Annotated in this window: 14 protein-coding genes; 7 read left to right on the top strand and 7 right to left on the bottom strand. The window is 74.2% G+C overall.

Annotated features, from left to right (window positions below):
• Positions 1-38: 38 nt before the first annotated feature.
• The 3 genes from ACQP2X_RS24645 to ACQP2X_RS24635 are packed head-to-tail and all read right to left on the bottom strand — an operon-like array spanning position 39 to position 3,807.
• Positions 39-515 (bottom strand): hypothetical protein, encoded by a 477-nt coding sequence (locus tag ACQP2X_RS24645; protein ID WP_498700629.1) that lies wholly within the window; start codon positions 513-515, stop codon positions 39-41.
• Positions 512-2,320 (bottom strand): dynamin family protein, encoded by a 1,809-nt coding sequence (locus tag ACQP2X_RS24640; RefSeq protein WP_498700628.1) that lies wholly within the window; start codon positions 2,318-2,320, stop codon positions 512-514. Before ACQP2X_RS24640 ends, ACQP2X_RS24645 begins: the two co-directional genes overlap by 4 nt.
• Positions 2,317-3,807: a dynamin family protein gene (locus ACQP2X_RS24635; RefSeq protein WP_498700627.1), complete on the bottom strand. Its 1,491-nt coding sequence runs from the start codon at positions 3,805-3,807 to the stop codon at positions 2,317-2,319. Before ACQP2X_RS24635 ends, ACQP2X_RS24640 begins: the two co-directional genes overlap by 4 nt.
• 200 nt (positions 3,808-4,007) lie before the next feature.
• On the opposite strand from ACQP2X_RS24635, the gene ACQP2X_RS24630 reads away from it, so the two are divergent.
• Genes ACQP2X_RS24630 through ACQP2X_RS24615 form a run of 4 tightly spaced genes read left to right on the top strand, consistent with a single transcriptional unit; the run spans position 4,008 to position 8,896 of the window.
• Positions 4,008-6,911 carry a LuxR C-terminal-related transcriptional regulator gene (locus ACQP2X_RS24630; RefSeq protein ID WP_498701026.1) on the top strand — a complete coding sequence of 968 codons (2,904 nt, stop codon included), beginning with the start codon at positions 4,008-4,010 and terminating at the stop codon, positions 6,909-6,911.
• Positions 6,908-7,456, top strand: coding sequence for a LuxR family transcriptional regulator (locus tag ACQP2X_RS24625; RefSeq protein ID WP_498700625.1), 549 nt, complete (start codon positions 6,908-6,910; stop codon positions 7,454-7,456). Before ACQP2X_RS24630 ends, ACQP2X_RS24625 begins: the two co-directional genes overlap by 4 nt.
• Positions 7,456-8,163 carry an HAD family hydrolase gene (locus ACQP2X_RS24620; protein WP_498700624.1) on the top strand — a complete coding sequence of 236 codons (708 nt, stop codon included), beginning with the start codon at positions 7,456-7,458 and terminating at the stop codon, positions 8,161-8,163. The genes ACQP2X_RS24625 and ACQP2X_RS24620 overlap by 1 nt, the downstream gene beginning before the upstream one ends.
• Before the next feature lie 31 nt (positions 8,164-8,194).
• The gene (locus tag ACQP2X_RS24615) at positions 8,195-8,896 is read left to right on the top strand and encodes a hypothetical protein (RefSeq protein ID WP_498700623.1); all 702 of its coding nucleotides are present in this window, start codon (positions 8,195-8,197) and stop codon (positions 8,894-8,896) included.
• Here ACQP2X_RS24615 and ACQP2X_RS24610 read toward each other — a convergent pair.
• Complete coding sequence (locus ACQP2X_RS24610) at positions 8,859-9,239, bottom strand: VOC family protein (protein WP_498700621.1); 381 nt, start codon at positions 9,237-9,239, stop codon at positions 8,859-8,861. The two genes, ACQP2X_RS24615 and ACQP2X_RS24610, sit on opposite strands and share 38 nt — an antisense overlap.
• A gap of 68 nt (positions 9,240-9,307) precedes the next feature.
• Here ACQP2X_RS24610 and ACQP2X_RS24605 point away from each other — a divergent pair, with 68 nt between their 5' ends.
• Positions 9,308-9,928 (top strand): shikimate kinase, encoded by a 621-nt coding sequence (locus tag ACQP2X_RS24605; protein ID WP_498700619.1) that lies wholly within the window; start codon positions 9,308-9,310, stop codon positions 9,926-9,928.
• Between the two features lie 71 nt (positions 9,929-9,999).
• Positions 10,000-10,857 carry a phosphotransferase enzyme family protein gene (locus ACQP2X_RS24600; protein WP_498700618.1) on the top strand — a complete coding sequence of 286 codons (858 nt, stop codon included), beginning with the start codon at positions 10,000-10,002 and terminating at the stop codon, positions 10,855-10,857.
• Here ACQP2X_RS24600 and ACQP2X_RS24595 read toward each other — a convergent pair.
• A complete protein-coding gene (locus ACQP2X_RS24595) occupies positions 10,843-11,514 on the bottom strand; it encodes a nucleotidyltransferase domain-containing protein (RefSeq protein WP_498700616.1) in 672 nt (223 codons plus the stop codon). The genes ACQP2X_RS24600 and ACQP2X_RS24595 overlap by 15 nt on opposite strands.
• 203 nt (positions 11,515-11,717) lie before the next feature.
• On the opposite strand from ACQP2X_RS24595, the gene ACQP2X_RS24590 reads away from it, so the two are divergent.
• Entirely contained in the window at positions 11,718-12,530 is an 813-nt protein-coding gene (locus tag ACQP2X_RS24590; protein ID WP_498700615.1) for a lysophospholipid acyltransferase family protein, read from the top strand.
• Positions 12,531-12,587: 57 nt separating this feature from the next.
• Here the strand turns inward: ACQP2X_RS24590 and ACQP2X_RS24585 are convergent, their stop codons facing one another.
• Together ACQP2X_RS24585 and ACQP2X_RS24580 are read right to left on the bottom strand one after the other, a co-directional pair.
• Positions 12,588-13,268, bottom strand: a complete 681-nt coding sequence (locus tag ACQP2X_RS24585) for a hypothetical protein (RefSeq protein ID WP_498701024.1) — start codon at positions 13,266-13,268, stop codon at positions 12,588-12,590.
• 41 nt (positions 13,269-13,309) lie between these two features.
• On the bottom strand, positions 13,310-14,020 hold the full coding sequence (locus ACQP2X_RS24580; RefSeq protein ID WP_498700614.1) for a VOC family protein: 711 nt from the start codon (positions 14,018-14,020) through the stop codon (positions 13,310-13,312).
• Positions 14,021-14,068: the final 48 nt, after the last annotated feature.

The raw sequence follows: 14,068 nt of genomic DNA, 5'->3' as shown, positions 1-14,068 counted from the left end.
GCGCAAACTATCGCATCCGCGGGCACCGAACGGGAGCCTCAGTTTTCCCGCCACCACCGGGCCAGTGCCGAGGTGGCCGGATCCTCCGACTCGGACAGGGCCGCCCACGGGTCCACGCCGGGCGGCAGCTCCTCGCCCGCGTAATCCGCGAGCTCTTGCGGCTGCACGGGGTCCACGGGCGTCACGATCGCGTCGGCGGGCACCACCCCGAGGCTGCCGGTGTCGATCCACGGGAACCCGTCCACCGGCTCCGGCAGCTCACCGACGTCCACCTGCGGCGGGAACACGTCCACCGGGTCCTCGGCGGGCAGGTCCACCTGATGTTCCAGCTCGGGCTCGGGCGCGTCGGCGGCGTCCACGTGGTCGCCGAAGACCGGCGGCTCGTACGGGTCGTGCTGCTCCTCGTACCCGAAGTGGTGATCTTCGAGGAAGGGCTCGGAATGCTCCGGCAGCTGATGGTCGTCGAAGACGCCGAAGTCGTCCTCGTGGCCGCCGAAGTCGTGATGGTCCGTCATCGGTCCTCCTCGTCGAGCGGGACGGGCGTCAGCGCCCGGGCCCGCGCCAGCGCGGCGTCGGCGGCCCGCAGCCGCGCGCGTACGGTGTCGAGCTCCTGCTGGGCGGTGGCGCGCCGTTTGGCGCGCCCGGCCGCGTCCTCGGCGGCCGCCGCGTCGATCTCGGCGATGTGCGCGTCCAGGTCGCGCAGCCTCTTCTCCACGGCGTCGTCCACGGCCACCGACAGCGCGTACTGCAGGTCGGTGAACCGGTTGGCGATCTCGTCGGCCAGCGCCGCGCGGGCCTCGCCGAGCACGTCCCGCAGCCAGATCCGGGCCTGCTGGCGGTCCTGCTGCACCCGCCGGCGATAGAGCACGTAGCCGCCGGCGGCCAGGCCCAGCCCGATCCCGGCGACCGGCACGAGCAGCCCACCCGCGGCGAACACCGACACGCCCAGGATGGCGCCGCGCCCGGCCATGAACGCGATCCCGCCCGCCGACAACGCGATGAGCAGGTTGTCGGCCGAACCGTCGCGCGGCGGGGCCGCGTCCATGGCGTGCCGCAGCGACGCGTTGAGCCGCCCCAGCATCGCGGCCCGTTCCGCCTCGTCGAACACCGACGCCAGAACCCGGTCACCGACCTGCGCGAACGTCTCCTCCAAGCGCTGCGACAGGTGCACGGCCAGGGCCTGCAGCTCGGCGTCGAGGGCCTCGGGCAGCTGGGCCAGGGCCTCACCGCGGCCGGCGTCGACACGGGCCGAGAACTCCTGCTGCATCGCGGCGACACGGGTACGCAGATGCCCGACGGTCTCGACCCGGGCCCGCTGTGTCTCGGTGGACAGCAGCAGCGTCCACTGCCGTGACTCGGTGCGTTTGCGGGCGGCCAGCGCGGCCCGTTCGGCCCGGACCTGTGCGACCCGCACCGGGTCGGCGTCGGCGGCCTGCACCCGCTCGGCGGCCGCCTGCTCCAGGCGTACAAGATCGGCCCGGGAAGCTCTCAGCACGTTGGCCATCTGCAGCTGGTGCCCGCGCCCGGCCAGTTCGACCAGGGCGTGCTGCAACTCGGCGATCTTCGACGCCTCGACGAGGGCGGCCTGATCGGCCGGGCCCGCCGACACGGCCAGCTCGGCCAGCATCGACGACACCGGGAACCAGGGCGCCGCGGCGAAGCGGGGGGCGTGCGCGCGCAGCAGGGCCTGGTTGTCCTCGGCGATGCGCCGCCACCCCGGAAAAGCGTCGATCTTGGTGAGGGCGAACACGACCGCGTCGACCCGTTCGCTGGCCGCGACCAGGAAGTCGAGCTCGGGCTGCGACAGCGGGGCGGAGGCGTCGGCCACGAACATCAGCGCGGTGGCCCGCTCCACCGCGGCCAGGGCGACGGTGGCGTGCGCGGGGTCGAGCCCGCCGACGCCGGGCGTGTCGAGCAGGCTCACGTAGCGCAGCAGCGGCGCCGGATGCGCCACCTCGATGCGCCGGGCCCGCTGCACGCCGGTCGCCCACTCGGCCAGATCGCCGATGGAGATCGGCTCGGCCGCGCCCGGCAGCCAGGCCCGGCACGCGAACTCGCCCGGCACGAACTGCAGATAGGTCGCGGTGGCCACGGCCGCGTCGACCGGCGACAGGCCCGGCACCCCGAGCAGCGCGTTGATCAGCGAGCTCTTGCCCCGCTTGGTCTCACCGACGACCACCACCTGCGGGCGGGTCACCCGCACCCGCCGCAGCTCGGCCAGCTCGGCGCCGGCGTCCGGGTCACTGCTCTTGAGGTACGCCAGGGTGTCGCGCACGGCCGCGTCGAGCACCCCGGCCAGATCACCGCCGGGCCGGGTCACGGGCGCACCTGCTGAGCGAGCAGGTGAAAACCGCGATGGGCGACCTGCGCGACCCGCGACTGGGCCGGCCCGGCCCCGGCCACCGCGTAGACCCGCCACCGGTTGGCGGCGGCCACCGCCGCCGCGGCCAGCTCGTCCGGGCCGGCCTCGGGCAGCCGCAGGATCCAGCGCGGATCCTCCGAGGTGGCCAGCCGGGTCAGCTCCTGCTCCCACTCCACCGGCAGCGGCACCGCGCCGGTGGCCACCCGCTGGGCGGCGTCGAGCAGCCGCAGCCGGTGATAGGCCGGATCACGCAGCAGACCCTCGACGGCGTCGCGCATCACCTCACGGTCGCGCGGGTCGCGGCAGTGCCCGGCCAGCCGCTCGAGCCGGGCCAGGGCCCAGCCCGCCTTGATCGCGTCGGAACGCCACCGGAACGTCTGCTCCAGGGTGTGCCGCAGCCGCGGGAACCCGGACGCGGCGACCAGCCGCCGCACCAGCTCACCGGACGACAGCCGCGGCTCGGCGGCCAGCTGGGCCAGGGCGAAGCCGATGCCGTACAGGTCGAGCAGGCCCAGCAGCCGCTCCCGCTGATCGGCCGGAACCGGCGCCGGCCTCGTCCGGAAAAGATCGGCCGAAGCCAGCAGCAACCGCAGGTCGCCCTCACCCAGCGCGGCCAGACGCTGCAGCGCGTCACGGTCGGCGCCGGTCAGCCGGCCCGCCTCGGCCGTCTCGGCCAGCAGACCCACCACCGGGACGACATCGGAGACCGTCCGGGCCAGCAACTGCGCCTGCCGCACCGCGAGGGGCCCGGCCACCGGCCACGGGTCACCGGACCCGCCGACCAGCGTGTCGGCCTTGCCGAACACCCCGAGCGCGTTGATCGGGCTCGACGCCAGCCGGGCCGAGGCGTCCCGGAAAGCTTCCAGGGCCTGTACGTCGTCAGCCCGCACCGCCTGCGTGAACACGTAGACGACAGCCTCGGCCGCGGCCACCTCGGACGCGGAATCGGCGTCGATGTCGGCGTCGAACGGGGCCGTGCCGACCGCCTCGGCCGCCCGGTCGCTGACCACGGTGTCGGTCGAGGCCAGCCCGGGCGTGTCGACCACGGTCAGATCCCGCAGCTTCTCACTGGTCAAAGTGACATCGACGTAGGCCACCCGGGCCAGCGGCACCCCGAGCCGCTGCGGGATCATGCCGTCGTCGTCGAGCGGCAGACTGCGCCGCAGCCCGTCGCGGCACACCACATCGACCCGGTCGGCCGTGCCGTACCGGAACCGGGTGACCACCCGGGTGCACTCACCGACCGCGGTCGGGGCCACCCGGCGCCCGATCAACGCGTTGACGAGTGTCGACTTTCCGGCTTTCAGCCGCCCGGCGATCGCGACCCGCAACGGCTCACCGAGACGATCGTGGATCTGTCTGACCTGGTTACCGGCCTCCGGGCCGACACGACCGACCAGTTGATCACACAGCGTCGCTAGGCTGGCGCTCAGCGGGCCGCTCACCGCGACTCGTCAGCCGGGCACACTGTCGGTGAGAATGTGCAGACCACGGCCGTCCTCTCCATCTCGTGCGGGGGCGGGCTCCCGCCGCGGGCACCAGCCTACGGAAGGCGGGAGGACACGGGATCCCGTGTTCGTGCCAGGCACACGCCGACGGAGGGGGAGGAGACCACGTGGCGGAAGCGCTGCACCCGGCCGCCGCCATGCTGCAACGCCCCGGTCTCGTCGTGCTGACCGGCCCGCCCGGCTGCGGGCGCACCACCGCGCTGCGCCGGCTCACCGCCGCCGTGCCCGGCCCCGCCCACGAGGGCGGCGGCCTGGCCATGCTGCAGACGGTGCCCGCCCTGGCCCTGTCGAGGGCGGTCCGGGCCAAACTCCCCGCCCACGACGTGCACCTGCTGGCCGAGGCGGTGCGCTCCCGCGTCCGGGGCGGCCTGCTGGTCATCGACGACCTGCACTACACCGACCCGGCCACCCTGGCCGCGGTGCCCCTGCTGGCGGCCCACTGCCGGGTCCTGGCCGCGGTGCGCACCCCCCACCGGCTGCCCGCCGCCACCGAGTCGGCGCTGAGGGCCGCGGCCACGGCGTGGATCCCGGTCCCACCACTGACCAGGGCCGAAGCTTTGGACCTGGCCCGGCGCAGCGCCCCCCACCTCGACGCGGCCACCCTGGCCGAGGTCACACACCGGGCCGGCGGCAACCCCCTGGCGGTGACCACCCTGGCCCGCCACGCCGCCACCAGCACCCGCCCGGCCTCCACTCCTCGCTCCGGCGCCGCAGCATTCCCGCCCGCCGCCGGCCCCTCTGCGGGTTTCCCCTCCGGTGCTGCGTCTTCAGCCTTCCGCTCCGGTGCCGGCCCTGATTCCGGTGCCGGCTCCCGGCCCAGCGCCGGCGGTTCCCGTTCCGCCGGCGGGGACATCGACCAGGTGGCGTACGCGATCGCGACCGCCCTGGCCGACCTGCCCCGCCCCGCCCGCACGGCCCTGGCCGCGCTGGGCCTGCTCGGCCGCCCCGCCCCGGCCGCCCTGCTCGGCCCCGGCGCCACCGACCTGCACGCGGCCGGCCTGATCACCGCCGCCCCCGACGGCGCCCTGCTGCCGGTCTCGACCTACGTGGCGGAAACCGCGGCCGGCCTGCTCGACGCGGCCGCCCGCGTCGACCTGCACACCCGCCTGGCCGAACTGACCCCACCGGCCGAGGCCGCCCGCCACCTGGCCGCCGCCGGCGACCTGCCCGGCGCCCACCGCCAGGCCTTGACCGCCGCCGACCAGACCACCGGCGGTGACCGGGCCGCCCTGCTGCTGTTCGCCTGCGAGCTCGACACTCCCGTCGACCCCAGGGTCCGCCTGGCCGCCGCCGACGCCCTGCTGTCCGTAGGCCGCCCCGCCGCCGCGGCCCGAGTCCTGACCATCACCGCCGACCGCCCCTACACCGCCCCAGCCACCCGCGTCGCTTTGCGTGCCCCAGCCGCAAGCGAGCCCAGCGCCGACCCCTTCAGTGCCGAACTCGACTTCCCAGCCGGCCACTCCGGAACCGACTCCGGGGTCGACCTCGACTTCCCCCACCCGCAAGCGGAGCGCCCACCGGCGGAGCACGCTGCGGCGGAGCTCGACGCTCCGCGGGCGCTCGAGCTGGAGTCCGACGTGCTGCGCGGCGAGGCCCTTCTGCAATCCGGGAACCCGCGAGAGGCCCACGCCGCCGTCCGGGCCGTGCCGGATGCCGCCGCCCCGTCGGTGGTGGCCGCCCGCGACCGCGTGCTGCTGCTGGCCGAGCTGGCGACCGACCCGGCCGCCGCCCGCGACCTGGCCGACAAGATCGCCGCACGGCATCCGCAGCCGACGGCCGGGGTGGCCGCCGCCCTGGCCGCGGTGCGGGCCCACTTCCGCCAGCCCGGCTGGGACACCGCCCTGACCGCGGCCGCCGCGCCCGGGGGAGACCCGCTGATCGCCCGCTGGTCGGCGTGGCTGCTCGTCGAACAGCTGGCCGCCGACGGCCGCCTGACCGAGTCGGCCGCGGTGGCCCTGCGAGCGGCCCGCGACAGCGCCACCGACCTGGCCTACGGCTGGCAGACCCGCTTCGCCGCGGCCGCCGACTGGGCCCTGGCCCTGCACGGCTCCCTCGCCGACCCCGACGACGGCGCAGCCGACGCGGCCGCGCACCCTGATTTCACCTCGGGACCCGCGCAGGGCTTGGGTCACCTGCGGCCCGGGGGCATCTACGGTTCCGCCTCCAAGCCGACCGCTGCGCCCGACTCCGATGAGGTGATCGCCGAGCTGTGGGACGGCACGGACGGGGTGCTGCGCCGCGCGGGCAACCTCACCGACCGGGCCCTGCCCGATGAGGCGCGCGGCTACGCCACGGCGGCGACCGCTCTGATCGAGGCCGACACCGGGCTGCTGGCCGCCGCCCGGGCGCACCTCGACGGCGGTCCCGCCCATCCGGCCACCTCGTGGGTGGCCCAGGAGACCGCCTGGCTCGACGGGCAACCCGACCGGGCCGTGACGCCGGGCGGTGACGACGAGCGGGGGCTGCTGGCCGGGCTGCACGCGATCACGGCTCAGTGGGCCGCTCACGATCTCGGCACGGACAGCGCCCCGGTTGTCGCGGGCGGGCTTCCGGCGGCGGCCCGGCGTACGCTGACCGCCTGGGCGACCGGGACCGGGTTCACCGCCGCGGCCGAGGGGTGGCGGCCCATCGCGCTGCGGGAGCGGATCCGGTGCCTGTTGGCGGCCGGGCTGACCGACACTGATCAGGCGCGGGCCGTGCAAGCCCTGCTCAGCGCGGAACAGCTGGCCGACGCGGCCGGTCTGACCGTGCTGGCCGGGCGGGCCCGCCGGGGGCTGCGCCGGCACCATGTGCACCGTGACACCCGCAGCAAACGCTCCGGTGATCAGCTGACCCGCCGGGAGACCGACGTGCTGCGGCTGGTCGCGGCGGGGGAGCCGACCCGCCGTATCGCCGGGCAGTTGGGTATTTCCGCCGAGACCGTCGACACGCACATCCGCGCCGGTATGCGCAAGCTCGGCGCCCGGACCCGTACCGAAGCCGCCGCCCTGGCTTTCGCCAACCCCGTACGTCCCGACACGTCTGACAAGGATGGCCGGTGACCAGACAGACCGACGCCCCTCGCCACGTCGTCGCCACCCCCGGCGACGCCGACACCGTGCTGCGCCGGCTCACCCGTGACGGCTGGGTGGCCCGCGACGGCTTCGCCCTTCCCGACCCCGGATGGGATGTGACCAGCGCCCGCCTGATCCTGCACGGCCGTATCGGCGACGCCGACACGCTGCAGCTGGCCGTGCTGGCCGCCGCCCGCGGCGCCGGCATCGTGGCCGTCTGCGACGCCGAGTCCCCGCTGGGCCGGGCCCTGGTCGACGACCTGTCCCGGCTCGGCCCCGTCCAGCACGGTGTGGCCGACCCGGTCCCGTCCGGCGGCAACTCGGTGACCGACCTGGTCCCCGAGCAGCGGGCCCTGCTCGACCGCCTCGCCGCCGGCGACACCATCGCCGCCGCCGCCGCGGCCGAGTTCCTGTCCCTGCGCACCGCCAACCGCCGCATCGCCGAGGCCCGGGCCCTGTTCGGCGTCCGCACCACCCGCGAGGCCGTGCTCGCCTACCTGCGCCAGCGCGGCAGCGCCCCACCACCACGCTGATGCGCGCGATCGTCTTCGACTTCTTCGGCACACTGACCGACCCCGCCGCCGAAACCACCCGCCGCGCGTCGTTCGCCGCCACAGCCGCCGCCCTGGGCGTACCCACCGCCGCTTTCTGGACCGCCATGTCGGCGTCGTTCACCGAACGCGCCACCGGCGCCCTGGGCGACACCCGGGCCACCCTGCGCGAAATGGCCCACCGCTGCGGCACCACCCCCACAGAAGATCAACTTCAAGCGGCCGTACGTCTCCAGCACGCCGGCGCCGAACAAGCGCGCCCCGCCCGCCCCGGCGCCCTGCCCCTGCTGGACGACCTGCGAAGGGCCGGTTTCCGCCTGGCCGTGCTGAGCGACTGCAGCAGCGAACTGGTCGAAGCCTGGCCCACCACCCCCTTCGCCGCCCGCGTGGACACCGCCGTCTTCTCCTGGCAGGAACACACCCGCAAACCCGACCCCCGCCTGTACGCCACAGCCGCCACCCGCCTGGGCGTCCCCGCCGGGCAGTGCTGGTACGTGGGCGACGGCGCCAGCCAGGAATACCGCGGCGCTCACCTGGCGGGCATGCGCCCGGTCCTGGTCACCAACGCCGCCCACCCCCAAGCCGCCGCCCTGCGCGACAACCCTGACACCTGGCGCCCGCCAGACGAGATCGACGACCTCACCGCCTTACCCACCCTCGTCCTGCCCGCCCCGTCCCGCCCCGCGTGACACCGCTCCCGCCGAGCACGGAGGCCAGCCGATGATCTTCGTGCGGCACGCCATGCCCGCCCTCGACCCCGCCGTGCCGCCAACCGCCTGGCACCTGGGCGACGAGGGCCGCGCCGCGGCGCGCCTGCTGCGGCTGCCCCCGGACGCCTACCTGGTGGCCAGCGACGAACCCAAGGCCGTCGAGACCCTCCGGCATGCCGTGCCCGGCGCCACCGTGCACCAGGACCCCGGCTTCGCCGAAGTCCACCGCCCCGCCACATGGCAGCCCGACCACCGCGCCCTGGCCCGCGCCTACATCGCCGCACAGGCGCTCGGCACCCCAGCAGATGACGACGAGCCGGAAGGCGCAGCGGCCGGCCCTTCCCACGACGTCGTGCCCGACAGCTCGAAGTCACCAGGCCGTTCCGGCGCCGGCATGCCCGACAGCGGGGAGCCAGGCATGCCCGACAGCTGGGAGCCCCCGACCGCCGTGGTTGCCCGCTTCGGCGCCGCCGTGGAACGCCACCGAGCCCGCGCCGCCGCCCGCCCCCTGGTGGTGGCCACCCACGGCATGGCCCTGACCTGCTGGCTCACCGCCCAGGGCCTGATCACCGCCGAGCCCGCCCGCTTCTGGGCGAACTTGCGCTTCCCCGACGTCATCGAGATCGGGCCCGGGGGCCGCCTTGATCCGGCCGCGCGCCCGTATCGGGGGAGTCTCAGTCCGGCCGGTCTCCCGGAGCCCTGGACGCGATGATCACGCGGTTGCCGTCCGGATCGGTGACGGTGGCCATGCGCTCACCCCACGGCTGTTCCACCGGCTCCTGCAGCACCTCGGCGCCACCGGCGCGCAACCGGTCGACACCGGCGTCGCAGTCGTCGGCGTACACCCACAAGGTGACACGGTCGTTGGCCAACACGCCCGGCTCGTCCTGCTGGCCGATGCCCACCTGGGAACGCCCGATCCGCACCGACACGTAGGCCGGATCGCCCTCGGGCGGGAACTGATAGGTCACCTCGCCGCCGAGCAGGTCGCGGTAGAAGACCAGGCTGCGGCCCAGCTCGGGTGTCGTCAGGATCGGGAACATCTCGTCGAACATGGCACCGGCTCCTCATCTCTGGCGTGCGGGACACCCCCATCCTTGTCCGGGGGTACGACACTTTCCGGGTGTCCCTGTCTCACGTGTTCTGGATCGGCGGTGCCAGCGGCGCCGGCAAAAGCACTGTCGCCCGCGCTCTCGCCCGACGGCACGGGCTTCGGCTGTACGACACCGACGCCACCATGGCCGAGCACGCCGCCCGCAGCACCGCGCCGCAGCTGAGCGCCTTCAAGGCCATGACCATGGATCAGCGCTGGGTCGAGCGCAGCCCGCGGGTCATGCTGGACACCTTCCACTGGTACCGCGGCGAGGCCTTCGAACAGATCATCGACGACCTGCGCCGCCTGCCCGCCGAGCCGGCGATCGTCGCCGAGGGCTTCCGGTTACTGCCTCATCTCGTACGGCCTCATCTGCCCCCGCAAGCGCACGCCGTCTGGCTTCTGCCGACCCCGGACTTCCGCCGCGCCGCCTTCGACAGCCGCGGCTCGACCTGGCAGATCGCCGGGCGCACCAGCGACCCCGGCCGGGCCCTGGCCAACCTGCTCGAACGCGACCGCCTGTTCACCGAACGGCTGCGTGACGAGCTCGACCGGGAAGGGCTGCCGGCGATCACCGTCACCCCGGCCATGACCGAAGAGGAGTTGACCGGCCTGGTCAGCGACTGTTTGAAGATCCACAGAGTCCGGTAGGCGACAAAACCGGCTTGACCGCGGCGCTACGGTCATTGCTCGGGAGAGCGTTTACCGTCATGGGGGCTGGGGTGCGACGTGCCGACCGGGTGACCACTCACGAGTGGCCGCGCACCGCGCGCATCGACGCCCCGCACGTGCTCGACCGCATCGCCGACATCACCGGCGTCCGCCTCGAACTCGAAGGACCCGCCCCCGGCGGTGAGGTCGGCGCCGCCTATGTGCGCTGGCCCGACGGGCGCCGCTCCGTGCTCACCGAGGGCCGCTCCCGCACCGGGCCGCTGGTCGACAAGGCCCGCGCCGCCGGCGTGCCCACCGCCCGTCAGGAACTCGCCGCCCACGTCGACGGCGCCCGCGTCATCGTCCAGCAGCGCCTGCCCGGACGGCCACCCGAACACGTCGACGCCGCCCTCATCCGGCAGATGATCGCCATCAACGATCGCCTCGCCGGGCTGCTGGCCGGCGAACCCGCCCCCCGGCCGGCCGACCTCCACCTGACCGGCGACGGACCCGGATTCTGCCTGCACGAACCACTGCAACGGCACAGCGACCGCACCGCCCGCCTCCTCGACCGCGTCCACGCCATCGGCGAGCACCACCCGGCCATGGTCGGCGACGACCTCGTGCACCTCGACTTCCACCCCGGCAACGTCCTGGTCGTCGGCGGCCGCCTCACCGGCGTCATCGACTGGGACGGCGCCACCCGCGGCGACCGCCACTTCGACCTGGTCACCCTGCGCTTCATGCTGACCGGCCACGACCCCGAGGCCGTACGCCTGCTGGACGAACGCCTGGAGACCATCTCCGAACGCCGCCGCCACGCCTACTGGGCCCACATGAGCCTGCGCCTGGTCGACTGGTCCATCCGCCACCACGACGACGCCACCGTCGACCACTGGCTCGACGTCGCCGAGTCAGGCCTGCCCTGAACCGGCCCGGTCGAACACGTCACCGAAGCCCCGCTGCCGCGCCACCACCTCCAACGGCTCGAACAGCATCGACGGCCGCTCCACCACCCGCGAGATCACAAACTCGGCCGTCCACGGATCGGGCAGCGGATGATGGTCGAGCTCCCACCGCAGATAACGGTGGTACGGCCGCACCCGCCCGAACAACGCGAACAACGCGCCCAGACACCAGGCCGCCGCCTCCATCTCCTCCAGCCGCGCCACCTCGGCCCGCCCCTCGCGCCGGTTCCGCACCGCCCGGCGCACGAAACTGACGTACCCGCCGAGCTGCTCCCGCGCCATCACCTCGGCCTCCTGCGCCGACAGCGACCCCTGCCGGCGCACCAGCTCGGCGATCCGCCCGTCCAACCGGTCCAGCAACACCCGCGCCCCGCGATACGAATACCGCCGCCACCGGTCCGACACGTCGGCCAGCTCCTCGACCGACAACACCGCCAGATCCAGCCGCGGCACGCTCGAGCTGGGCCGCCACCGCGCGGGCCCACCCGTGATCACGTACGCGTCCACGTCCGACCGCGCCGTCGCCATGCCCCGCGCGTGCGAGCCGGTCAGCACCAGCCCCGCCACCCCGGGATCGTCACGCACCTCATCCATCAACCCGGCAAGCACCTGAGTCATGGCCGCAGTATCACCGCCACCACCGCCCCACGGCTGTCCGATAATCCCGCCGGGTGATCACCCCCAGAGCCGTCCCCGCAGGCCAGAGCACCGACCACGTCACCCGAACGCGGGGGCGGAGTGAATCGGAATTGAACGGCCCCACGATGTGATCAACAGCCCATCCCCAGCACCACCGCACCCGTGCGACGATTACCGGCCTGATGGACAGCACACCCGATCCGCGGACCCCCCTCATGTGGCGGTTCATGCTCCTGCTCGCCCGCCTGGTCGTCCTGCCGCTGTGCCGGCTGCGGGTCCACGGCACCGTGCCCGCCGAACTGCGCGGCCACCCGCTGATCCTGGCCGCCAACCACGTCAGCCCGTTCGACCCGATCGTCATGACCGCCGCCTGCCACAAAGCCGGCATCGCCCCGCGCATCATGGCCACCGGCGGACTGTTCGACGCCCCCATCGCCGGCGCCGCCATGCGCAAAGCCGGCCACATCCGCGTCGACCGCGACACCACCCACGTCGCTGACGCCCTGCCCGCCGCCACCCAGGCCCTGCGCGACGGCGCCATGGTGCTGCTCTACCCCGAGGGCCGCATCGGCCTCGACCCCTGGATGTGGCCCGAACGCGGCAAGACCGGCGTCGCCCGCATGGCCTTCGCGGCCGGCGCCCCCGTACTGCCCGTAGCCCAATGGGGCGCCCACGCCGTCCTGCCCTACACGACCCCCGAACACCTGCTGCGCTCACTGCTGCACGCCATGCGCCACCGCCCGGTCGTCCACGTCCGCTTCGGCGACACCCCGGTCGACCTGTCCGCCGTCACCGGCACACCGGGCGCCCAGGCCATGCAGGCGACCCGCCTCATCATGGACGGCATCCACGACACCCTGGCCGCCCTGCGCCCCACCGAGATGCAGACCCCGCACCACATCGACACGACCCGCCGCACCGACCCGTCCCGCATCCGCCCACGCCGCCCCACCGCCATCGAACAACCCGGCACCGCGACAGCCGACGCCGAATAGCGCGGCCCCGCCGAAGGGACCGCCCCGTAGCCCGGCGCCGACACCGCGGCCCCGAAATCAGCCGGCCTCTCCTAACTCGGCCAGCCGCGCCTCCACCTCGGCCAGCTCGGCCCGCAACCGCTGCGCCTGAGCCTCCGCCTCGGCCCGCTCCGCCGACAGGATCTGCTCCACCGCCTCCTGCACACCCGGCACGTCGACCAGCGACACCATCCGCAACGCCTCGGCCGGCCGGATCACATAGGGCTTCGCCAAAGCCTTCGCACCCTGATTGGCCGCCACCGTCCACTCACCCTCGGCATAAGCCAACGTGACGGTCAGCCCCGGCGCCGGTTTGGCCTTCGCCGGCCGCGCCGCCGCCTTCTTCGCCGCCGGCGCCGGAGCGGCCGCGGGCGGCTCCTCCACAGCCTTACGCGGCGCGGGCGGCGCCTTCACCGGCTGGTCCAGCACGAACGCCGGCTTCTCCGGCTCAGGCTCCGGGGGAGCAGGCACCACCTTTTTCGCCACCGCGCCCCGCGGCGCCACCCGCAGATCGGCGGGGGAGAACGGCAACTCGTCCTTACCGAAACGCACCACCACGAACTCGTCGGACTCCGCCGGATCACCCAGGCTCACCACCTGGCCGATCTGCCCCGCGATCTGCCCCGCCGCCTCGGTGAACTGCACCCGCGGCTTACGCCCCGCGGACAGCCCCTCACGGATCGCCTGAAGCTCCTCGGTGTTCAACGCCGTCGCCGCCATCTCGGACCCCACCTCTTCGAACGTTTGTCTGAACAGTTCTATCAGGCCCCTCCGACACTTTCCGGCAGCGGGGCACGGCCCGTCACGCAATACTCCCGGCCCACCGGATCGGCCAGCGTCGTCCACTCACCAGCCACCCGCCGCACCACCGACGCCCCCAACCCCACATGCCGCGCCACCTCGGCCTCCACGTCGTCACAGGCCAGATCCACATGCATCCCCGCGACATCCGAACCGACCCGCTGCACCAGCAACTTCAACGGCATCCCGGCCCCACGCTCCAGATGCTCGAACTCCGGCCGATCCGACGGCCGCCGCTCCCAGCCCGTCAGCACACGCCAGAACTCGATCTCCGCCTCGAACAACCCCACCGGCACATCCACACACAACTGATCCACCAGACTGCGCCGCCCCGCACCCGGCCGCCGCGCCTCCCCATGCCACGGCACCAGACAGAAAACGACACCCGCGGGGGAGCGCAACACCACCAGATCACCCTCGTCCAGCACCACCACCGCCCCACACCCGACCGCCTCGGCCGCCGCCCCCGGCACACCCTCGACATGCAAATCCATGTGCGCACGCGGGGGAACACCCGCCAACACCTGCACCCGCAGATAGGCGTCCCCGTCCGGCGGCACCAACGTCGCGAACTCACCCGCCGGCCCCCGCCGCGCCGACAACCGCGACCCCGTCACCGCCTCCCAGAACGGCTCCGCCACCCGCGACGGCGAATCCAGAAACCCCGTCACCCACCGCACCCGCATCCCCGCCACCCCCACAGCCGCCACCGAACCCGG

Source organism: Actinoplanes sp. CA-131856 (assembly GCF_050956135.1).
Lineage (GTDB): Bacteria > Actinomycetota > Actinomycetes > Mycobacteriales > Micromonosporaceae > Actinoplanes.
The sequence above is the reverse complement of the archived record's forward strand: the minus strand, read 5'-3'. Positions and strand labels throughout refer to the sequence as shown.